Annotated in this window: 19 protein-coding genes; 13 read left to right on the forward strand and 6 right to left on the reverse strand. The window is 69.0% G+C overall.

Going from position 1 to position 20,029, the window contains the following annotated elements; all coding sequences use genetic code 11:
- Window positions 1-105: 105 nt before the first annotated feature.
- The 8 genes from AC3A5Z_RS21050 (at window position 106) to pqqE (ending at window position 7,734) form a co-directional block, all read left to right on the forward strand.
- Entirely contained in the window at window positions 106-2,442 is a 2,337-nt protein-coding gene (locus AC3A5Z_RS21050) for a calcium-binding protein (protein WP_487521236.1), read from the forward strand.
- Window positions 2,443-2,521: 79 nt separating this feature from the next.
- On the forward strand, window positions 2,522-3,265 hold the full coding sequence (locus AC3A5Z_RS21055; protein ID WP_487521237.1) for a sulfotransferase family protein: 744 nt from the start codon (window positions 2,522-2,524) through the stop codon (window positions 3,263-3,265).
- 91 nt (window positions 3,266-3,356) lie between these two features.
- Window positions 3,357-4,382: a LysR family transcriptional regulator gene (locus AC3A5Z_RS21060; RefSeq protein ID WP_487521238.1), complete on the forward strand. Its 1,026-nt coding sequence runs from the start codon at window positions 3,357-3,359 to the stop codon at window positions 4,380-4,382.
- Window positions 4,383-4,489: 107 nt separating this feature from the next.
- Window positions 4,490-4,567, forward strand: coding sequence for a pyrroloquinoline quinone precursor peptide PqqA (pqqA, locus tag AC3A5Z_RS21065; protein ID WP_107665770.1), 78 nt, complete (start codon window positions 4,490-4,492; stop codon window positions 4,565-4,567).
- Window positions 4,568-4,602: 35 nt separating this feature from the next.
- A complete protein-coding gene (gene pqqB, locus AC3A5Z_RS21070; protein WP_487521239.1) occupies window positions 4,603-5,502 on the forward strand; it encodes a pyrroloquinoline quinone biosynthesis protein PqqB in 900 nt (299 codons plus the stop codon).
- The gene (gene pqqC, locus AC3A5Z_RS21075) at window positions 5,499-6,263 is read left to right on the forward strand and encodes a pyrroloquinoline-quinone synthase PqqC (RefSeq protein WP_487521240.1); all 765 of its coding nucleotides are present in this window, start codon (window positions 5,499-5,501) and stop codon (window positions 6,261-6,263) included. The genes pqqB and pqqC overlap by 4 nt, the downstream gene beginning before the upstream one ends.
- The gene (pqqD, locus tag AC3A5Z_RS21080; RefSeq protein WP_487521241.1) at window positions 6,263-6,577 is read left to right on the forward strand and encodes a pyrroloquinoline quinone biosynthesis peptide chaperone PqqD; all 315 of its coding nucleotides are present in this window, start codon (window positions 6,263-6,265) and stop codon (window positions 6,575-6,577) included. Before pqqC ends, pqqD begins: the two co-directional genes overlap by 1 nt.
- 5 nt (window positions 6,578-6,582) lie before the next feature.
- Complete coding sequence (gene pqqE, locus AC3A5Z_RS21085) at window positions 6,583-7,734, forward strand: pyrroloquinoline quinone biosynthesis protein PqqE (RefSeq protein ID WP_487521306.1); 1,152 nt, start codon at window positions 6,583-6,585, stop codon at window positions 7,732-7,734.
- A gap of 28 nt (window positions 7,735-7,762) precedes the next feature.
- On the opposite strand, the gene cysN is transcribed toward pqqE, so the two are convergent.
- Complete coding sequence (cysN, locus tag AC3A5Z_RS21090) at window positions 7,763-9,664, reverse strand: sulfate adenylyltransferase subunit CysN (RefSeq protein WP_487521242.1); 1,902 nt, start codon at window positions 9,662-9,664, stop codon at window positions 7,763-7,765.
- A gap of 53 nt (window positions 9,665-9,717) precedes the next feature.
- Window positions 9,718-10,623: a sulfate adenylyltransferase subunit CysD gene (gene cysD / locus AC3A5Z_RS21095; RefSeq protein ID WP_107664284.1), complete on the reverse strand. Its 906-nt coding sequence runs from the start codon at window positions 10,621-10,623 to the stop codon at window positions 9,718-9,720.
- Between the two features lie 89 nt (window positions 10,624-10,712).
- Between cysD and AC3A5Z_RS21100 the strand changes: the two genes are divergently transcribed.
- Window positions 10,713-11,741 carry a helix-turn-helix transcriptional regulator gene (locus AC3A5Z_RS21100; RefSeq protein ID WP_487521243.1) on the forward strand — a complete coding sequence of 343 codons (1,029 nt, stop codon included), beginning with the start codon at window positions 10,713-10,715 and terminating at the stop codon, window positions 11,739-11,741.
- Here AC3A5Z_RS21100 and AC3A5Z_RS21105 read toward each other — a convergent pair.
- From AC3A5Z_RS21105 to AC3A5Z_RS21115, 3 genes are all read right to left on the reverse strand, one after another.
- Window positions 11,738-12,457, reverse strand: a complete 720-nt coding sequence (locus AC3A5Z_RS21105) for a transporter substrate-binding domain-containing protein (RefSeq protein WP_487521244.1) — start codon at window positions 12,455-12,457, stop codon at window positions 11,738-11,740. The genes AC3A5Z_RS21100 and AC3A5Z_RS21105 overlap by 4 nt on opposite strands.
- A complete protein-coding gene (locus tag AC3A5Z_RS21110) occupies window positions 12,454-13,554 on the reverse strand; it encodes an isocitrate/isopropylmalate dehydrogenase family protein (protein WP_487521245.1) in 1,101 nt (366 codons plus the stop codon). Before AC3A5Z_RS21110 ends, AC3A5Z_RS21105 begins: the two co-directional genes overlap by 4 nt.
- Window positions 13,555-13,623: 69 nt before the next feature.
- Entirely contained in the window at window positions 13,624-14,676 is a 1,053-nt protein-coding gene (locus AC3A5Z_RS21115; RefSeq protein ID WP_487521246.1) for an Ldh family oxidoreductase, read from the reverse strand.
- A gap of 95 nt (window positions 14,677-14,771) precedes the next feature.
- Here AC3A5Z_RS21115 and AC3A5Z_RS21120 point away from each other — a divergent pair, with 95 nt between their 5' ends.
- Entirely contained in the window at window positions 14,772-15,689 is a 918-nt protein-coding gene (locus AC3A5Z_RS21120) for a GntR family transcriptional regulator (protein WP_487521247.1), read from the forward strand.
- Window position 15,690: 1 nt separating this feature from the next.
- Here the strand turns inward: AC3A5Z_RS21120 and AC3A5Z_RS21125 are convergent, their stop codons facing one another.
- The gene (locus AC3A5Z_RS21125) at window positions 15,691-16,767 is read right to left on the reverse strand and encodes an AbrB family transcriptional regulator (protein ID WP_487521248.1); all 1,077 of its coding nucleotides are present in this window, start codon (window positions 16,765-16,767) and stop codon (window positions 15,691-15,693) included.
- Between the two features lie 70 nt (window positions 16,768-16,837).
- On the opposite strand from AC3A5Z_RS21125, the gene AC3A5Z_RS21130 reads away from it, so the two are divergent.
- Genes AC3A5Z_RS21130 through tcuB form a run of 3 tightly spaced genes read left to right on the forward strand, consistent with a single transcriptional unit; the run spans window position 16,838 to window position 19,978 of the window.
- Window positions 16,838-17,503 (forward strand): GntR family transcriptional regulator, encoded by a 666-nt coding sequence (locus tag AC3A5Z_RS21130; protein WP_107663607.1) that lies wholly within the window; start codon window positions 16,838-16,840, stop codon window positions 17,501-17,503.
- Window positions 17,500-18,894: an FAD-dependent tricarballylate dehydrogenase TcuA gene (gene tcuA, locus AC3A5Z_RS21135; protein ID WP_487521249.1), complete on the forward strand. Its 1,395-nt coding sequence runs from the start codon at window positions 17,500-17,502 to the stop codon at window positions 18,892-18,894. The genes AC3A5Z_RS21130 and tcuA overlap by 4 nt, the downstream gene beginning before the upstream one ends.
- Window positions 18,884-19,978, forward strand: a complete 1,095-nt coding sequence (tcuB, locus tag AC3A5Z_RS21140; protein ID WP_487521250.1) for a tricarballylate utilization 4Fe-4S protein TcuB — start codon at window positions 18,884-18,886, stop codon at window positions 19,976-19,978. Before tcuA ends, tcuB begins: the two co-directional genes overlap by 11 nt.
- Window positions 19,979-20,029: the final 51 nt, after the last annotated feature.

Genomic DNA, 20,029 nt, shown 5'->3' on the forward strand with positions numbered 1-20,029 from the left:
ATGCGGTTTTGGGCTTTTCGGGCTTTCCGGCAGCCGCGATTTCGCCGCGCAAGATTATTGCGCATTGCGGTGGCGGTGGTCTGGAGTTGCGGGCGGAGAGTCCCGTTGCAATGGGGTCTGATCCTTCATTACGCCGCCGATGCCGAGATGATCGACCAGGAGGGCAATACCGTCGAGGTGATCATTACGCTCGAGGATGCGGTGAACGGCGACGCGGAGCTGCTGTTCGTCGATCCCTCGGTGCTGCCGGCTCTGGCGGCGCTGAACATCTCGATCAGCGGCGACGGCAGCCACGAGATCCGGCTGTCGAGCGAGGAGGGCATCGATCCGACGCACTTCCAGCTGGCGCTGCGGGCGATCCGCTACCTCAACAACTCCACCGCGCCCACCGCGGCAGAGCGCCATGTCACCGTCAGCTCGACCGATGCCGACGGCAACCCCGGCGTCTCGGCCACCACGGTGATCGGGATGGATCTGGTGAACGACGCCCCGGTCGAGAATATCTCGATCTCCTACGAGGCCTCCGAGACCCGCAACCCGCTCTCGGGCGATCAGCTGGTGCTCGGCGGCATGCTGGACGATGCCGACGGCATCGACTTCTCCATCCCGCCGCTGGTCGAATGGCTGCGCGACGGCAAGGTTATCGCCTCCAGCAACGACTCGCCCAGCTACACGCTGACCCCGGCGGATGCAGGCCATCTGATCACCGCCCGCATCACCTACACCGATGGGGAGGGCAACGTCGAAGTCATCGAGGTCGAAGGCCCCGCCATGGTCGGGCTGAACCTCGAGGGCACCGACGGCGCCGATCTGCTGACCGGCTCGCGCGGGGCAGACCAGATCTCGGGGCGGATGTTCAACGACACGCTGATCGGGGGGGCCGGCGACGACCTGCTCGACGGCAACGGCGACAATGACAGCCTCTACGGCAACCAGGGCAACGACTCGCTTTATGGTGGCGAGGGCAACGACTGGCTGCATGGCGGTCAGGGCGAAGACCTCGTCGCGGGCGGTGCCGGCGATGACGTGCTCGCCGGTGGTCTGGCCAATGATACGCTGCAGGGCGGCGACGGCAACGACACCGCCAGCTACGATACGGCCACTGCCGGCGTTTCGGTCAGCCTGCTCCTGCAGGGTAAGGGCCAGTGGGTGAACGTCGAGGAAGGCTCCGACCTGCTGACCTCGATCGAGAACCTGACGGGCAGCAACTACAGCGACGTGCTGATCGGCGACGCGGGGGCCAACGTGCTCTCGGGTCTTGCCGGGGATGACGGGCTGGTGGCCGGCGCGGGCGACGACACGCTGCTCGGCGGTGCGGGGACCGACTTCGTCGATCTTTCCGCAGCGACGGGCGGGGTGACGGTCGATCTGTCGCTCGAGGGTCGGGCGCAGCTGATCAGTGCCGAGGAAGGCACCGACACGCTGAGCTCGATCGAAGGGGTCTACGGCAGCCTCCACAACGACCGGCTGCTGGGCAGCTCGGTGGCCAACATCCTCGTGGGTCTCGGCGGTGACGACACTATCATGGGTCGCGCCGGCAACGACACCATCGTGGGTGAGGACGGGGCGGACAGCCTCTACGGCAACCAGGGCAACGACCTCCTTGTCGGCGGCGAAGGCAACGACTGGATCCATGGCGGTCAGGACAACGACACCGTCATCGGCGGCGAGGGCGACGATGTGCTGGCCGGCGGCCTCGGCGACGACATCATCGACGGCGGCGCGGGCAACGACACGGTGGAGTTCCAGACCGCAAACTTCGGTGTCACGGTCGATCTGTCGCTGCAGGGCGTGCCGCAGCTGATCAGTGCCGAGGAAGGTTCGGACGTGCTGTACTCGATCGAGAACATCATCGGCAGCCGGCAGAACGATCGCCTGCTGGGCGATGCCGGGGCCAACATGATCGATGGCAGTGCCGGGAACGACACGGTCATGGGTCAGGCCGGCGAGGACATGGTCGACGGGGGCGAGGGGAATGACAGCCTCTACGGCAACCAGGGCCATGACACCCTTCTCGGCGACTGGGGCGACGACTGGATCCACGGCGGGCAGGACGACGACTTCCTGTTCGGCGAGAGCGGGAACGACACCATTTCCGGCGGGACGGGCGACGATGTGCTCATCGGCGGCGAGGGTGCGGATCTTCTGTCGGGTGGAACGGGGGCGGATACCTTCGTCTTCGAGAGTCTCGACAGCGCCGATGCGGACCGGATCACCGACTTTGAGCAGGGCGTCGACCAGTTCGAGATCTCGGGCGCGCTGATGCTGGCGCTGGAGATGTCGGAGACCAATCTGTCCGATGCGATCGTCTGGAATGCCGAGACCGGCATGCTGTCGATCGATATGGACGGCGGCGAGGCGACGCGTCTGGTGGATCTCGCCCGGATCGACCATGATGGCACGCTGAACATCACCTTCGACGATTTCCAGCTCCTGCGCTGAACCCTGCCGGGCCCCGGCCAGGCGATCGTCGACTGAAGGAAGGGCGGCCCCCTCAAGGGGGCCGTTTCACATGAGGACCATGGCAGAAGACAGACCGGACCAGACCCAGAACCCCATCGCCGTCGGCACCATCGGCGGCAGCGGCAGCCGGGTCGTCGCCCGCATCCTGAAGGGGGCGGGCGTCTTCATGGGCGCCAGGCTCAACGGGTCGGAAGACAATCTGGAGTTCACCGAGCGTTTCCGCCAACGCGAGATCCTCGAGCTGCCCGAGCCCGCCTTCGCGGCGCGGCTGGCGGCGTTCGAGCGCCTGTCGCGCACGGCGATGCAGGCGGCCGGGCAGCAGCGCTGGGGCTGGAAGGAACCCAACAGCCATGTGGTGATCGAGCGGATCCTCGCCACCTATCCGGGCATGCGCTACGTCCACCTGCTGCGCAGCGGGCTCGACATGGCGTTTTCGACCAACCAGCGCCAGGCGCGGCTCTGGGGGCCGGTCTATCTGGGCCGCAAGGTGGCCGAGCCGCCGCAGCCGCGCGACATGCTGGCCTATTTCTGCGAGGTGCATCGCCGGATCGCCGCGCTGGCCGCCCGGCCGGAGAACCGCGACCGGGTGATGTTTCTGCATTACGAGGCGCTCTGCGCCCGGCCCGAGGCCGAGATCGCCCGGCTCCTGGCCTTCCTCGGGCTGGAGCCTGCCGAGCCGCTCGACGCCCTCGCCGCCCTCGTTGCGCCCCCCGCCAGCATCGGGCGGCATCGCGCGCATGATCCGGCGGTTTTCGATCCCGCCGATCTGGCCTATCTCGAGCGGACGCTGCCCGACGCCTGAGCCTCATTCCTTCGTCGGGGGCGACGGCCCTGCGCGGGCCTGCCAAGCTCGGGCCCTGCGGGCGCGCGCCCGAGCCAGACGGGGAAGAGCCATGCCGAAACCTCTCAAGGCGGTGCCCGCCACGAAACCGGGGACGGAGCAGGAGCCGGGACTTGCGTTGCAGCAGGGGCCGGAACTCACGCTGCGCAAGCTGCGGGCCTTCTGGGCGGTGGCGCATGCGCAGTCGCTGACCGAGGCAGCGAAGCTTCTGGGCATCGCGCAGCCCTCGCTGTCGCAGCAGATCATCGGCATCGAGCAGGGGCTGGGGCTCGCGCTCTTCGAGCGGCGGTCGAACCGGATGGAGCTGACCGAGGCGGGCAAGCTGATGCTGCGCAAGGCCGAGCATGTGCTGCGCGGCATGCAGGAGCTGGAGGACAGCCTTGCCGCCTTCGGCAGCGGCCAGCGCCACCCGCTGCGGCTGGCAGGCATCGAGTCGCTGTTGCGCACCATCCTGCCCGAGGCGCTGGCCCGGCTGGAGGCGGGCTTCGGCCAGATGGATTGCGACCTGATGGAGGGGGCGCCGGCCGATATCCTGGAAATGCTCTATTCGCGCCGTGCCGATATCGGGCTTCTGGCGGCGAATTCGATCTCCGAGGCGAGCACCGGCTTCCTGCAGATCCCGATGCTCGATGATCCGATGGTGCTGGCGGTGCCCGAGGCGCTGGTGCTCGATGGAATCGAGCGGCTGGAGGACCTGCCGCCCGAGGGGCGGACGGTGCTGAATGCCTCGATCCAGATCGCCTTCGGCACCCAGCACAGCCGGCGGATCGAGAGCTGGTACGCCGGGGTGCTGCCGCAGAACCGGATGGCGGCGCGGGTGCGCAGCTTCGAGACCGCGCTGTCGATGGTGCGGGCCGGGCTGGGCGTCTGCCTCGTGCCCGCATTGGCGGTGGGAGCGGCGCCGGGACTGAGGCTCTATCACGCCGGGCTCGCGCCGCGGCGAATCGTGGCGCTGATCCTGCCGACGCTGCGCCGCTCGGGGCGGTTCGATGCGGTGCTGGAGGCCTTGCAGGCGGCGGGGGCGGCGGTGACGCGCCCGACGATCCACCCGCTGCCGCCGCTGCTGGTGCAGGCATGAGGCAGCCATAGGTTCGCACCTATGGCGCGCATAGCTGGTGACGCAATGTCGCAGCCTTACACTTCGTAAAGACGGCAGCAGAGCCGTTGCTAACGGAGGAGACCGACATGGCCTGGAAGACCCCGAAGTTCGACGAGACCCCGGTGGGCATGGAAATCAACATGTACGCCTGCGCCAAGAAGTGACGGCGTAGCCTGCTGCGAACCGGAAGGGAGCCGGGATGCTTCGTGTCATGGTCCTCGGGTCCGCAGCAGGCGGCGGTCTGCCGCAATGGAACTGCGCCTGCGACGGCTGCAGCGCCGCCCGCGCCGATCCGTCCCTGCGCAATGGCCAGATGTCGCTGGCGGTCAGCGCCGACGACCGGCACTGGTTCCTCATCAACGCCTCGCCCGACCTGCGCCAGCAGCTGATCGAGACGCCCGTGCTGCATCCGCAGGGGCTGCGCCACTCGCCCATCGCCGGGGTGATCCTGACCAATGGCGAGGTGGATGCGGTGGCGGGGCTTCTGTCGCTGCGCGAGGGCTCGCCATTCCGGCTCTATGCCCATCCCGACGTGCTGGAGGTTCTGGCCGAAAACAGCATCTTCAACGTGCTGAACCCCACTCTGGTGCCGCGCCTGCCGATGGCGCTGGATAGGCCGCTGAGCCTTGATCTGCCGGACGGCAGCCCCTCGGGGCTGGAGGTGGAGGCCTTCGCGGTGCCGGGCAAGCCCGCCTGGTATCTCGAAGGGGCGGCACCGCGGGAGGGCGACACCATCGGGCTGCGGCTGACGGCGGGGGGGCGGAGCCTGTTCCTGCTGCCGGCCTGCGCCGCGGTGCCGCCGGAGCTGGCCGAGCGGCTTCGGGGGGCGGATCTTCTGTTCTTCGACGGCACGCTCTGGACCGATGACGAGATGATCCGCGCCGGGCTGTCGCAGAAGACCGGGCTCGGCATGGGGCATATGGCGATCTCGGGCGTCGGCGGGGCCATCGCGGCACTGGCCGGCTTGGGGATCGGACGCAAGATCTTCGTGCACATCAACAATTCGAACCCGGTGCTCCTGCCGGGCTCGCCCGAACGGCAGGAGGCCGAACGCGCCGGATGGTGCGTGGCCCGGCCCGGACTGGAGGTCAGCCTATGACGCTCGACATGGTGAGATCAGATCTCGGCCCCGCGGGGCCGCTCGACAGCGCCGATGCGATGGAGGCGCGGCTGCGCGAGATCGGTGAAAAACGTTATCACAACCTGCATCCCTTCCATCACCTGCTGCATGGCGGGCAGCTGACCAAGGGGCAGGTGCAGGCCTGGGCGCTGAACCGCTTCTATTACCAAAGCTCGATCCCCCTGAAGGACGCCGTGGTGATCTCGCGCTTCCGCGACCGGGCAACGCGGATCGAGTGGCGGCACCGGCTGGAGGATCACGACGGGGCCGAGGGATCGGAGGGCGGGATCGAGCGCTGGCTGCAGCTGACCGACGGGCTGGGGCTGGACCGTGCCTATGTGGAAAGCACCGCCGGAGTGCTGCCCGCCACCCGCTTTGCCGTCGATGCCTATGTGCGCTTCGTCGGCAACCAGAGCCCGCTGGAGGCCATCGCCTCCTGCATGACCGAGCTCTTCGCCCCGGCGATCCACGAGCAGCGCATCGCCGGGATGCTGGCGCATTACGATTTCATCAACCCGGGCGTGATGCGCTATTTCCAGCGCCGCCTGACGCAGGCACCGCGCGATGCCGATTTCGCGCTGGCCTATGTGCGCGAACATGCCCGCACGCCGGAACAGCGCGCCGCGGTCTGCGAGGCGCTGATCTTCAAGACCGATGTGCTCTGGGTGCAACTCGACGCGCTGCATCATGCCTATGTCACCGGCCACATCCCGCCCGGTGCCTTCGTGCCGGAGGCGTGATGTCGAGCCTGCGCTCCCCCCGCCCGCAGCTGCGGCCCGAAGACCGCCCGATCCTCGCCCGCCACGCGCGGCTGCGCTTCGACAAGGCGCGCGACCGCTGGATATTGCTGGTGCCGGAGAAGGTCATGGTGCCCGACGAGATCTGCATCGAGATCCTGCGGATGTGCGATGGCGCCGTGAGCATCGCCGCGATCACCGCGACGCTGGACGACAAATACACAGCCCCACCCGGCGTCATTGCCGCCGAGGTGCTGGCGCTGCTGCAGGACCTTGCCGACAAGGGCTTCGTCCTGCCTGTCCCGGAGGCCGCATGACCGAGATGAAAGACGATTTCGCCCTTGTCACCCGCGCAGGCGAGGCCGCGCGCGCAAGCTACGGCATGCCGCTGGCCGTGCTGGCCGAGCTGACGCATCGCTGCCCGCTGCAGTGCCCCTATTGCTCCAACCCGGTGGAGCTCGAAACCTCGCGCGCCGAGCTGACCACGGCGGAATGGTGCCGGGTGCTGGGCGAGATGGCCGAGCTTGGCGTGCTGCAGATCCATTTCTCCGGCGGCGAGCCGCTGGTGCGCAAGGATCTGGAGCAGATGGTGGCGCATGCGACCGACGTCGGGCTTTATTCCAACCTCATCACCTCGGCGGTGATGCTGACGCGCGAAAGGCTGTCGCGGCTCTACGATGCCGGGCTCAGCCATGTGCAGATCAGCTTTCAGGGGGCCGAATCCACGGTGGCCGACCGGGTGGGCGGCTTTGCCAAGGGCCATGCGAAGAAGCTGGAAGCGGCACGCTGGACGCGCGAGCTGGGCCTGCCCCTGACGGTCAACGCGGTGATGCACCGGCAGAACCTGCACCAGCTGGCGGGCATCATCGAGATGTCGGTGGAGCTGGGGGCGGACCGGCTGGAGGTGGCCAATGTGCAGTATTACGGCTGGGCGCTGAAGAACCGCGCCGCGCTGATGCCGACCCGGGCGCAGCTGGAGGAGACCACCCGCATCGTCGAGGAGGCGCAGGCCCGGCTGCAGGGGGTGCTGGCCATCGACTATGTGATGCCCGACTATTACGCGCTGCGGCCCAAGCAATGCATGGGCGGCTGGGGGCGGCAGTTCTTCAACATCTCGCCCTCGGGCAAGGTGCTGCCCTGCCATGCCGCCGAGACGATCACCGGGCTGGAGTTCGCCTCGGTGCGCGATCACTCGCTGGAATGGATCTGGCACAATGCCGAGGCGCTGAACCGCTATCGCGGCACCGACTGGATGCCCGAGCCCTGCAAGAGCTGCGATTTCAAGGAGGTCGATTTCGGCGGTTGCCGCTGTCAGGCCTTCGCGCTGACCGGCAACGCGGCCAATGCCGACCCGGCCTGCGTGAAATCGGCGCTGCATGAAACCCTGTTCCAGCTGGCCGATACCGAGGCCGAGACCGGATCGCAGCGCTTTCTCTACCGCAACTTCTCGGGCGGGGTGCCGGAGGCGGAGTGATCCGCCCCCGGAAGCTCTTGCCGACGGATCAGGGGATCAGCCGGGCGATGATCGCGTCGGCGGCATCCTCGGGGGTCATCGTCGTGGTGTCGATGCGGATCTCGGCATGGTCGGGTGCCTCGTAGGGCGAGTCGATGCCGGTGAAGTTCTTTAGCTGACCGCTGCGGGCCTTGGCATAGAGCCCCTTCACGTCGCGCGCCTCGGCCACTTCCAGCGGCGTGTCGACGAAGACCTCCATGAACTCGCCCGGCTGCATCATGCCGCGCACCATGTCGCGCTCCGAGCGGAAGGGCGAGATGAAGGCGGTGATCACGATCAGCCCGGCATCGGTCATCAGCTTGGCCACTTCGCCGACCCGGCGGATGTTCTCGATCCGGTCGGCCTCGGTGAAGCCGAGATCCTTGTTCAGCCCGTGCCGCACGTTGTCGCCGTCAAGCAGGAAGGTGTGCCGGTTCATCCGCGCCAGCTTCTTCTCGACGATATTGGCGATGGTCGACTTGCCCGAGCCGGAAAGCCCGGTGAGCCAGAGCACGGCGGGCTTCTGATGCTTCATCCCGGCATGATGGTCGCGGCCGATGTCGGTCGCCTGCCAATGGATGTTCTGCGCCCGGCGCAGCGCGAAATGGATCATCCCCGCGGCGACCGTCTGGTTGGTGATCTTGTCGATCAGGATGAACCCGCCCAGATCGCGGTTCTCGGCATAGGGGGCGAAGGGGATCTCGCGGTCGGTGGTCACGTTGGCCACGCCGATCGCGTTCAGGTCCAGCGTCTTGGCCGCCAGATGCTCCTGCGTGTTGACGTTCACCTCGTATTTCGGCTGATGCACCGTGGCCGACACCGTCTGCGCGCCGATCTTCAGCCAATAGGCCCGGCCCGGCACCATCTCGGCCTCGTCCATCCAGACCAGCGTCGTCTCGAACTGGTCGGCGACCTCCAGCGGCGATTGCGCCGCCACGATCACCTGCCCGCGCGAACAGTCGATCTCGTCGGCGAGCGTCAGCGTCACCGACTCGCCGGCCACCGCCAGATCGCGGTCGCCCTCGAGGCTGACGATGCGGGCGACGCGCGAGGTCTTGCCCGAGGGCAGCACCCGCACCGCCTCGCCCGGGCGGATCGCGCCGCTGGCGACGAAGCCGGAAAAGCCGCGGAAATCGAGGTTGGGCCGGTTGACCCATTGCACCGGCATGCGGAAGGGCTGGGCCTGATCGGCGCCGCTGTCGACCTCGATCTCCTCCAGATGCGCCAGAAGGGTCGGGCCCTCAAACCACGGCGTGTTGGCGCTGCGGCTGGTGATGTTGTCGCCCGCCAGCCCCGAGATCGGGATCGGCACGAAGCTGTCGATGCCGATGCTGCGGGCGAAGTCCGTGTAATCCGCCACGATGCTGTCGAACACCTGCTGGTCATAGCCGACCAGATCCATCTTGTTCACCGCCAGCACCAGATGGCGCACGCCGAGGAGATGCACGAGATAGCTGTGCCGCCGGGTCTGGGTCAGCACGCCCTTGCGCGCGTCGATCAGGATCACCGCGAGATCGGTGGTCGAGGCGCCGGTGACCATGTTGCGGGTATACTGCTCGTGGCCGGGGGTGTCGGCGACGATGAACTTGCGCTTCTCGGTGGCGAAGAAGCGGTAGGCGACATCGATGGTGATGCCCTGCTCACGCTCCGCCGCCAGCCCGTCGACCAGCAGCGCGAAGTCGATCTCGCCGCCTTGCGTGCCCACGCGCTTGCTGTCGGCCTCCAACGCCGCCAGCTGATCCTCGAAGATCATCTTGCTGTCGTAGAGCAGCCGCCCGATCAGCGTCGACTTGCCGTCATCGACCGAGCCGCAGGTGATGAAGCGCAGCATGGTCTTATGCTGATGCGCAACGAGATAGGCGTCGATGTCCTCGGCGAGCAGCGCTTCGGTCTGGTAGACGGGGTCGGTCATGGCGGTATCCGTGATGTCTGTGGCGGGCGGAGGGCGAAGGGCGGGCAGGCGGCTCAGAAATAGCCTTCCTGCTTCTTCTTCTCCATCGAGGCGGCCTGATCGCGGTCGATCGCGCGGCCCTGGCGTTCGGAGGTGGTGGTCAGCAGCATCTCCTGGATGACCTGCGGCAGCTCGGTCGCCGTGCTTTCCACCGCGCCGGTCAGCGGGTAGCAGCCCAGCGTGCGGAACCGCACCGAGCGCATCTGCGGCACCTCGCCCTCGCGCAGCGGGAAGCGGTCGTCATCCACCATCAGGATCAGCCCGTCACGCTCCACGGTCGGGCGGGGGGCGGCGAAATACAGCGGCACGATCTCGATGCCCTCGAGGTGGATGTATTGCCAGATGTCGAGCTCGGTCCAGTTCGAGATGGGGAAGACCCGCACGCTCTCGCCCTTGGCCTTGCGCGCATTGTAGAGCCGCCAGAGCTCCGGGCGCTGGGTCTTGGGGTCCCAGCGGTGGTTGGCCGAGCGGAAGGAGAACACCCGCTCCTTGGCGCGGCTCTTCTCCTCGTCGCGCCGGGCACCGCCGAAGGCCACGTCGAAATTGTGCAGGTCGAGCGCCTGTTTCAGCCCCTCGGTCTTCCACATGTCGGTGTGCAGCGGGCCGTGGTCGAAGGGGTTGATGCCGCGGGCCAGCGCCTCGGGGTTCTGGTAGACCAGAAGCTCCATCCCGGCCTGCTCCGCCGCCTTGCCGCGCAGGGCGTACATGTCGCGGAATTTCCAGGTGGTGTCGACGTGCAAGAGCGGGAAGGGCGGCGGCGCCGGGTAGAAGGCCTTGCGCGCCAGATGCAGCATCACCGCGCTGTCCTTGCCGATGGAATAGAGCATCACCGGGTTTTCCGCCTCGGCCACCACCTCGCGCATGATGTGGATACTCTCCGCCTCGAGGCGCTGCAGGTGGGTCAGGGTCTTCTGGGTCATGCTCGGCTCATCCGGTTCGGGCGATTTGCGACTGACTTAGACCATGGGCGGGGCTGGTGAACCCCCCATTTGGGGGGTAATATGACAGGATGCGGTTTTCCGAGGATCAGACAGGGCTGGTGCAGGCGCTTTTCGCAGGCGCGGCCGAAGGCGAGGCCGCTCCCTGGCAGGGGTTTCTCGAGCTCCTGTGCCGGGTGACGCAGGCCGACTCTGCGGCGCTGGCCTTCGACCGCGAACGCCGCACGGCGCTGGTCTGGAGCCGCGGGCCCTGCCCGATGCTCGGCCCCGAACTGCGCCAGCGGCTGCGTGCCGACCGGGTCTATGACCGCGACGGGCTGCCGGGCGAGGCAGGGACCACGGGCTTTCTGCGCGCGGTGCAGGCCCGGGCGGGCGTGGGTGTGGGGGCAGGGCGGGTGACGCTCTGGCTGCACCGCCCGCCGCACCGCCGCGACTTCCGCAGCGCCGAGGCGCAGCCGCTGGCCGCTCTCGCGCCCTTCCTCGGTCAGGCGCTGGCGGGGTGGCAGGCGTTGCAGCAGGAACGCGCCCGCGCCGGTTTCGCCGAAGCGCTGAACCGGGGCCTCGGGGCGGGCTGGCTGCTCCTGGATCCGGCGGGGCTGCTGCTCGATGCCTCGCCCGGGGCGCTGGCCATGGCGGCGGAGGCCGGGTTGCGCCTCGCCGACCGCCGCCGCCCCGACCTGCCCGACGCGACGCTCGCCCGCGACTTCCGCACCGCCCTCGCCGCCTGCGCCACGGGCGCCGCGCCGCCGCCGCTGCGCCTGTCGCAGAGCCCGGTGATCGAGGCGCGCCTCACCCCCACGATCTTCGCCGGTGATCCCGCCATCCTCGCCCGCCTGCGCCGCCCGCTTTCCGCCGCGGCACTTCCGCCCGACAGCCTCGCCCACGCCCTCGGCCTCAGCCGCAGCGAGGCCCGCCTTGCTGCCCTCCTTACCGACGGGCACAGCCTGCGCAGCGCCGCCGCCATCCTCGGCTGGACGGAAGAAACCGCCCGCAGCACCTCGAAGACGCTGTTCTCCCGCACCGGCCAGCACGGCCAACCGGCCCTCCTGCGCCATATCCTGAGCAGCGCGGTGTGGTTCGGGGAGGAGCCGAAGCCCTAGGCGATCACCGCGCCCTCGGTCCGGTTCTGCTCCAGCAGCCGGGCGATGAGGCCACTGTCGCGGGCCGACGCGAGATAGGCGTTCAGCGCCGCCTTCAGCCGCGGGTCGCGGGTGGCGGGCAGGCCCATCGCTTGCTGGATCACCATGAAGCGTTCGGGCAGCAGGCGCAGGCCGGGGTGGCGGCGCTGGTCGGCCTCCAGCTGCTGGCGGATGCCGGCGGCGACCTCGAAGCCTTCGCGCAGGAAGAAATCGACCACCTCCTGCGAGGTCTTCACCCGTTCCAGCGTGGCAGAGCCGATGCTGCGGCTGAGATGCAGGTCATAGGCGCTGCCCCGGCCGACGGCGATGCGGATGCCGGGGCGGTCGACCTGATCCAGCGTGCGGATCGGCGAGGCCTCGGGGACCAGATACCAGCCCTCGATCAGCAGCCAGGGGTTGGTGAAGGCGACCGTCTCGGCGCGGGCCGGATCGACCGCGAAGAAGCCCAGATCGGCCTCGCCCCCGGAGATCAGCGCGACCGAGGCGGCGGCGTTGGGCACGGTCAGAAGCTCCAGCGGCAGGCCGCGGTCGGCGGCGAAGGCGCGGGCCAGATCGACCGAGACGCCGGCGGGCGCCCCCTCCTCGCCTGGTCGGGTCAGGATGGCGTTGCCGGTGTTGATCACCACCCGCAGCGTGCCGCTGGGGGCGAAGAGCGCGTTCAGGCCGTCGCTGGTCATGCCGTCTCTCCCGCCTCGATGGTCTCGACGATCCGCGCCGTGAAGGCCCGGGTGCCCAGCGGCCCGCCCAGATCGCCGGTGCGCCATTCCGGCACGGCGATGACCCGGGACACCGCGTCTTCGATCAGCCCCGCCGCCGCCTCCAGCCGGGGGTCGGCGCGGCGTTCGCCGAGCCAGCGCAGCAGCATGGCGGTCGAATTGATCAGCGAGGCCGGGTTCGCCCGGTCCTGCCCGGCGATCGAAGGGGCCGAGCCGTGCTGCGCCTGTGCCATGGCGTGATGCTCGCCCGCGTTCAGCGAGGCGGCAAGACCGATGCTGCCCGCGATCTCGGTCGCCTGATCCGAGAGGATGTCGCCGAACATGTTCGTGGTCACGATGGTGTCGAAGGCCGAGGCGTCGCGCACCAGCAGGGCCGCCATCGCATCGACCAGCACCTCCTCGACCGCGACCTCGGGATAGGCCTTGCCCACCTCGCGCGTGCAGGCGAGGAACAGCCCGTCGCTGACGCGCAGCACATTGGCTTTGTGGACCACGGTCAGCCTGCCGCCGCGCTGGCGGGCGATGCGGAAGCCGGCTTCGGCGATCCGGGTGGAGCCCTTGCGCGTCACCTTGCGCATGGCGATGGCGACATCCTCGGTCGGCATGAACTCTCCGGTGCCGGCGAACATGGTGCGGTCGGCGTAGAAGCCTTCGGTGTTCTCGCGCACGATCACCAGATCGACCGGCACGCCGCAGCGCGCGGGGAAATCGGGATGCGATTTCGCCGGGCGGATATTGGCGAAGAGATCCAGATGCTTGCGCAGGAAGCCCGAGGGGTTGACGCCGCCCTCGGCGACCGGCGGATAATCGTTGTGCGACACCGGGCCGAGGATCACCCCGTCTGCCGCCCGCGCCTGCTCCAGCAGCGCCTCGGGAAAGGTGGTGCCGAGCCGCGCCAGCGGTGCCAGCCCGACCTCGGCACGCGTCAGATCGAAGCGCAGCCCAAGCCAGCGCTGCACCGCGTCGAGCACGTCCATCGTCGCGCCCACGATCTCGGGGCTGATGCCGTCGCCATCGAGGACCAGCAGGGAAACGGGGGCGGAAAGGTCGGCGGTCATGCGGTCGGTCCTTGGGTCATGTGTCTTTCCTCGCTGAAAAACCGGCGCCGCCTCCTCGCGGCGCCGTGGTCATTGCGGCAGGGCCACGCCGAGGCGGGCCGCTTCCTCTGCCAGCAGGCGCAGGTCCTCGCCATCGAGGCGGATGCCGTCGCGGCGGCGGGTCTCGGTGGCGCGGGCCTCGATCTCGCCGGGCATCATGATCTCCTCCACCCCCGCCGCAAGCGGCTGGTCCTTGGCGCGGCGGATCAGCTCGGCCATGCGGTCCTCGTAGGCGCCGGGCGCGAGGAAGAGGCCGGGGCGGAAGGCCATGAAGACATGGCCCGCATCCTGCGGCGCGTCGAAATCGCTGTACTGGTTGCCGACCTCGCCACCGAAGGCCGAGCCCGACATGACCCCCGCGACGATCTCCATCATCAGCGACAGGCCCGAACCCTTCGGCCCGGCCAAGGGCAGCACGACGCCCTCGTAGCCCTTCTGCGCGTCGGTGGTCGGGTTGCCCTCGGCATCCAGCGCCCAGCCGAGCGGGATCGGCTCGCCCCGGGCGGCGGCGCGGCGGACCTTGCCGCGGGCCACCACCGAAAGCGCCATGTCCAGCACCACCGGCCGCTCGCCCGCCGGGGCCGCGAAGGCGAAGGGGCTCGTGCCGAGGAAGGGCGCGCGGCCGCCCCAGATCGGCATCGCCCGCGAGGCATTGGTGAAGACGAAAGCCGCCATGCCGGCGTCGGTCGCCTGCAGCAGGTAGTTCGCCGCCATGCCGAAATGCGTCGAGCGGCGGACGGCGCACATGCCCATGCCGTGCTCGCGCGCCATGTCGATCGCCTCGGCCATGGCGCGGGTTGCCGCGACGAAGCCGAGCGCGTCATCGGCATCGAGCCGCGCCGCCACCGACATCGGACGCTCCAGCACCATCTCGGGGCGCGGCTTCACGAGGCCGCGGCGCAGGCGCTCGAGATAGATCGGCACGCGCGACACGCCATGCGAGGCCACGCCGCGCAGATCGGCCAGCACCAGACATTCGGCCACCCGGCGGGCATCGGCCTCCGGCACGTCATGGGCGGCGAACATCGCGGCGACGGCTTCGGTCAGCCCGGCCTCGGTGAAAGTTCTGCTCTGCTCCGGCACGAAATCCTCCTCAGTCCGCCCCGGCTCATATTCATTTATGCACTCACAAATGCAATAGTGAAAACGGCGGGGCGCCATGCTACACGGGGCTTTCCTTGCCGAAAGCCCCGCACTTGCCCGCCTCGCCCACCTCCCGCAGCCGCATCGGCCCGCATCTTGCCGCGGATATCGCCGCGCATATCGCCTCCCAATCCCTGCCGGAGGGGGCGCATCTGCGCACGGCGGAGCTGGCCCGGCGATTCGCCGTGTCGCGCTGGCCGGTGGAGCAGGCGCTGAAGCAGCTGGCCGAGACGGGCCGGGTGCGCCACGAGCCGAACCGCGGCTTCTTCGTGCGCCATGTCGCCGAAGCCGCGCCGGAACGGCCGCGCGACCCGGTGCATGCCGCCTATCTGCAGCTCGCGACGCTTCTGACCGAGCGCACACTCGGGCCGCAGGTCACCGAGCAGGAGATCCGCGACAGGTTCACCCTGACCAAGCGCCAGACCTCCGACCTGATGGGCCGCCTGATCCGCGAGGGCATCGCCGAGAAGCGCGCGGGCTACGGCTGGAACATCAACACCGAGCTGACGGCGCCCGATGCGCTGGCCCATACCACGCAGATGCGGCTGATCCTCGAGCCCGCGGCGCTGCGCCTGCCCGGCTATCGCTTGCCGCCCGAGGACATCGCGCGGCTGCGCCGGGTGGAGCATGACCTGCTCGACGGCACGATCGACCGCGCCCCGCCGGATGCGCTCTATCTGCGCGGCGCGCAGTTCCACGAGACGGTGATGACCGGCGCGGGCAATCCCTTCATGCTGCAGGCGCTGATGCGGGTGAACCGGGTGCGGCGCCTGCTGACCTATCGCGCGATGGACGACCGCGAGCGCTACTACCGCCAGTCGCGCGAGCATCTGCGCATCCTCGACCTGATCGAGTCGGGCGACCTTGCCGGCGCCGCCGACCAGATGGAGGCGCATCTGCGTCAGGTGCGCCACAGCCTCTCGGCGCTCGGCTTCATCGCGCCGCAGGCGTGACCTAGCGCGGCGGCTTGCCCGCGGATTTCACGCCCATGTAGCGCGCGACCAGCGGCGCGCCGGTGATGACGATGACGATCCGCGTCAGGTGGTGCAGCACCACGAAGCCGAGATCGGCCCCCACGACGATGGCCAGCACCGTCAGCTCGGCCTGCCCCCCGGGCGCGAAGGCCAGAAACCCCTCCAGCGGGCGGGCGAGGCCGGTGAGCACGACGAATTCGGTGAAGGCCGCGGCCAGCACCGCCAGCACCATCACGAAGGCCAGCCCCGACAACACGAAGGCCCGCAGCTCGCGCAGGGTGACGCCGACATATTGCACGCCGATGCCGATGCCGATGAAGAGCTGCGCCAGCATGATCGCCTCGGCCGGCGGGCGCTGCGTGATGATCCCCGCCAGCGACAGCGCCGCGGTGGTGATCATCGGCCCGAGGATCGAGGCGCCGAAGAGGCCGAGATACTCGCCCCCCTTCCAGCCGACCAGCGCCGCCACCGCCATCCAGATCAGCTGGCCCGCCCCGAATTCCCGCAGCGGCGCGCCCATCGCCCCGCTGAGCGGCGCGTCGTAGAGCCAGACGAGGATCATCGGCGCGATGGTGACCAGCACCGCCACCCGCGTCGCATGGATCAGCGACAGGGCCCGCACATCGGCCCCCGCCTCCTCGCCGAAGATCACCATGTCCTGCAGCCCGCCTGGCATGGCCGCGTAATAGGAGGTCGCCGGATCGAAGCCGAGCCGCCGGAAGAACGGCACGCCGATCAGCCCGATCAGCAGCACATAGAGCGGCACCAGCGCCACGCTCATCGCCATCTGCGGGATCTGCCCGACCACCTCGGGGGTGATCGAGGCGCCGACCGCCACGCCGAGGATGGTGCGCGCCCCGACCGAGATCTGGCCCAGCCCGCGCAGCCGGGCGCCGAAAAGCGCCGCCACCAGACAGAAGGACATCGGTCCGAACAGGAAGGGCAGCGGCAGCCCAAGCAGAAGGAAGGTGGCGGCTCCGGCGAGAGCCAGCGCGACGGTGCCGGCGCGGGGGATCACCGACGCCCACGACAGGTTGAAACGGAAGGGCTGCGTCATGGCGCTCTCCTTGTTGACGGTTAATGTATCCAGATGTATGCAGCGGGATGCAACAGGGAACTGCGCGCACATGACCGAGGACTCAGAAGGACCGCAGGGACAGTCCGCATACCGGCGCCTGCTGGCCGACATCAAGTCGGGCCAGCTGCTGCCCGGCTCGCGCCTGCGCGAGACCGAACTGGCCGAGCGTTTCGGCATCTCGCGCACCCCGGTGCGCGAGGCGATCCGGCAGCTGGAGGCCGACGGGCTGGTGACGCATCAGGCCCGTCAGGGCGCCACGATCCGCAATCTCGACTATGCCGAGGTCATCGAGCTCTACGAGATGCGCTCGGTGCTGGAGGGCACGGCCTCGCGTCTGGCGGCGCGGATGGCGCAGCGGGTCGAGGTGGTCGAGCTGACCGAGCTGAACGACGCGCTGGCCGCCAGCGCCCCCGGCGCCGCCGCGCAGGAGCTGAACCGCCAGTTCCACCGCACCCTGCTCGACGCGGCGCGCAACCGCTTTCTGGTCAAGACCATGAGCGCGCTGCAGAAGACCCTGCTGATCCTCGGCCCGACCACCCTTGCCGACCCGACCCGCCCTGAGGCCGCCGCCGCCGAACATGCCGCCGTCATCCGCGCCATCGCGGCCCATGACGGCGATGCCGCCGAGGCGGCGATGCGCGCCCATGTCGAAGCCGCCCTGAACGCCCGTATCCGGGCCATGCGCGGGCGCGAAATCCCGATGGAGGACGAATGACCGAGACTCCCGAAACTTACGACATCGCCATCGTCGGGGGCGGCAATGCCGCGCTCTGCGCCGCGATCACCGCCGCCGAGGCCGGCGCGCGGGTCATCATCCTCGAGGGCGCGCCGGTGCCCTATCGCGGCGGCAACTCGCGCCACACCCGCAACTTCCGCTGCATGCATCGCGGCCCGATGTCGCCCCTGACCGGCGCCTACGAGGAAGACGAGTATTTCCACGACCTGATGCTGGTCACCAAGGGCAAGACCGACGAGCATCTGGCCCGCATGACCATCCGCACCTCGGAGGAATGCCTGCCCTGGATGCAGGAGCATGGCGTGCGCTTCCAGCCCTCGCTCTCGGGCACGCTGTCGCTGTCGCGCACCAACGCCTTCTTCCTCGGCGGCGGCAAGGCGCTGGTGAATGCCTATTACAACACCGCCGAGGCCCTGGGCGTGACCGTCGTCTACGAGGCGCAGGTGCGTCACGTCCATCGCGACGGGCAGGCGATCACCCATCTCGATGTCGAGATCGCCAAGGCCCCGCCGGTCACCATCCGCGCGAAGGCCTTCGTGCTGGCCTCGGGCGGGTTCCAGGCCGATCTCGACTGGCTGGCCCGGGCCTGGGGGCCCTCGGCGCGCAACTTCCTGATCCGCGGCACGCCCTACAACCGTGGCGTCGTGCTGAAGGACATGCTCGATCAGGGCGCCGACAGCGTGGGCGACCCGACGCAGTGCCATGCCGTCGCCATCGACGGGCGCGCGCCGAAATACGACGGCGGCATCGTCACCCGGCTGGATTGCGTGCCCTTCTCCATCGTGGTCAACCGCGACGGCCAGCGTTTCTATGACGAGGGCGAGGATACCTGGCCCAAGCGCTATGCGATCTGGGGCCGGCTGGTCGCGGCGCAGCCCGATCAGGTGGGATATGCGCTGATCGACGCCAAGTCGATCGACCTCTTCATGCCCTCGGTCTTCCCGCCGATCGTGGCCGACACGATCCCCGAGCTTGCCGCGAAGATGGGCCTCGACCCCGCCGCGGTGCAGGCCACGGTGAACGACTTCAACGCCGCCTGCCGCCCCGGCACCTTCCACCCGACCGAACTGGACGGGCTGGCGACCGAGGGGCTGGCCACGGCCAAGACCAACTGGGCCCGCCCGCTGGATCAGGCGCCGTTCTACGGCTACCAGCTGCGCCCCGGCGTGACCTTCACCTATCTCGGGCTGAAGGTCTCGGACAGCGCGCAGGTCCACACCCCCGAGGGGCCGATCACCAATCTCTGGGCCGCCGGAGAGATCATGGCCGGCTCGATCCTCGGCCAGGGCTATCTGGCCGGCTTCGGGATGACCATCGGAACCGTCTTCGGACGCATCGCCGGCAAGGAGGCCGCCGCCCATGTCGCTTGATTTCGCCCTCAAGACCCAATTGAGTGCCACCGAGGAAGCCCGGCGCCAGATCGAGATCTGCAACGCCTGCCGCTATTGCGAGGGGTTCTGCTCGGTCTTCCCGGCCATGACCCGGCAGAAGGCCTTCGCCGATGGCGATCTGACCCATCTGGCGAACCTCTGCCACAACTGCCGCGGCTGCCACTATTCCTGCCAGTATACCGCGCCGCATGAATTCGCGCTGAACATCCCCGCCGCTCTGGCCGAGGTGCGTCAGGACAGCTGGGAACGGCTGGCGCGGCCGCAGGCGCTGGCCCGCCTGTTCCACGAGCACGGCGTCGCCATGGCCGGGCTGCTGGTCGTCGCGCTGACGCTGTTCTTCGCGCTGATCGCCGCGCTGCGTCCGACCGGGGGCGAGGGTTTCTATGCCTACATGGCGCATAACGTGATGATCGCGATCTTCATCCCGGCCTTCCTCGCGCCCTTGGCCCTCATCGGCCTGTCGCTGCGCGACTACTGGCGCGAGGTGGAGGGCGGCCCGCTGCGCCTGCGCCACCTGCTGAAGGCGGGCGACATGGCGGGGCGGATGAAGAACCTGAACGGCGGTCACGGCGACGGCTGCAACTTCGAGGATGGCGACCGTTTCAGCCAGAAGCGCCGCATCGCGCATCAGCTGATGATGTGGGGCTTCCTCGCCTGTTTCGCCTCGACCTCGTCCGGCACGATCCTGCATTACGTCTTCGGCTGGACGGCGCCCTACCCGTTCTGGGCCCCGCCGAAGCTGCTCGGCGTGCCGGGCGGTCTGGCGATGGTGGCGGGGGCGCTCGGGCTGGCCCTGCTGAAGCTGAAGGCCGATCCGGATCTCGGCGCGCGCCGGGTCTGGGGCGGCGAGATGGCCTTCATCCTGCTCTTGGGCGTCGTGGCGCTGACCGGGCTCGTGCTCTATGCCGCCACCGGCACCGCCGCCGTCGGGCCGCTGCTGGCGATCCACCTCGCCACGGTGATGACGCTGTTCCTGCTCATGCCCTTCTCCAAGATGATCCACGGCTTCTTCCGCTTCACCGCGCTGGTGGCCGAGGCGGGCAAGCTGGAGAAGACCCGCTGAGCCTTCGGAAGACCGCGCAACGCAAAAGGGCCCCGGCATCGCTGCCGGGGC

The organism is Cereibacter sp. Soil_C_27 (genome assembly GCF_057657095.1).

Bases quoted from the DNA above. Each gene is read 5' to 3' on its own strand.
- AC3A5Z_RS21055 (WP_487521237.1), top strand. From the start codon at position 2,522: ATGGCAGAAGACAGACCGGACCAGACCCAGAACCCCATCGCCGTCGGC.
- AC3A5Z_RS21060 (WP_487521238.1), top strand. From the start codon at position 3,357: ATGCCGAAACCTCTCAAGGCGGTGCCCGCCACGAAACCGGGGACGGAG.
- pqqA (WP_107665770.1), top strand. From the start codon at position 4,490: ATGGCCTGGAAGACCCCGAAGTTCGACGAGACCCCGGTGGGCATGGAA.
- pqqB (WP_487521239.1), top strand. From the start codon at position 4,603: ATGCTTCGTGTCATGGTCCTCGGGTCCGCAGCAGGCGGCGGTCTGCCG.
- pqqC (WP_487521240.1), top strand. From the start codon at position 5,499: ATGACGCTCGACATGGTGAGATCAGATCTCGGCCCCGCGGGGCCGCTC.
- pqqD (WP_487521241.1), top strand. From the start codon at position 6,263: ATGTCGAGCCTGCGCTCCCCCCGCCCGCAGCTGCGGCCCGAAGACCGC.
- pqqE (WP_487521306.1), top strand. From the start codon at position 6,583: ATGAAAGACGATTTCGCCCTTGTCACCCGCGCAGGCGAGGCCGCGCGC.
- cysN (WP_487521242.1), bottom strand. From the start codon at position 9,664: ATGACCGACCCCGTCTACCAGACCGAAGCGCTGCTCGCCGAGGACATC.
- cysD (WP_107664284.1), bottom strand. From the start codon at position 10,623: ATGACCCAGAAGACCCTGACCCACCTGCAGCGCCTCGAGGCGGAGAGT.
- AC3A5Z_RS21100 (WP_487521243.1), top strand. From the start codon at position 10,713: ATGCGGTTTTCCGAGGATCAGACAGGGCTGGTGCAGGCGCTTTTCGCA.
- AC3A5Z_RS21105 (WP_487521244.1), bottom strand. From the start codon at position 12,457: ATGACCAGCGACGGCCTGAACGCGCTCTTCGCCCCCAGCGGCACGCTG.
- AC3A5Z_RS21110 (WP_487521245.1), bottom strand. From the start codon at position 13,554: ATGACCGCCGACCTTTCCGCCCCCGTTTCCCTGCTGGTCCTCGATGGC.
- AC3A5Z_RS21125 (WP_487521248.1), bottom strand. From the start codon at position 16,767: ATGACGCAGCCCTTCCGTTTCAACCTGTCGTGGGCGTCGGTGATCCCC.
- AC3A5Z_RS21130 (WP_107663607.1), top strand. From the start codon at position 16,838: ATGACCGAGGACTCAGAAGGACCGCAGGGACAGTCCGCATACCGGCGC.
- tcuA (WP_487521249.1), top strand. From the start codon at position 17,500: ATGACCGAGACTCCCGAAACTTACGACATCGCCATCGTCGGGGGCGGC.
- tcuB (WP_487521250.1), top strand. From the start codon at position 18,884: ATGTCGCTTGATTTCGCCCTCAAGACCCAATTGAGTGCCACCGAGGAA.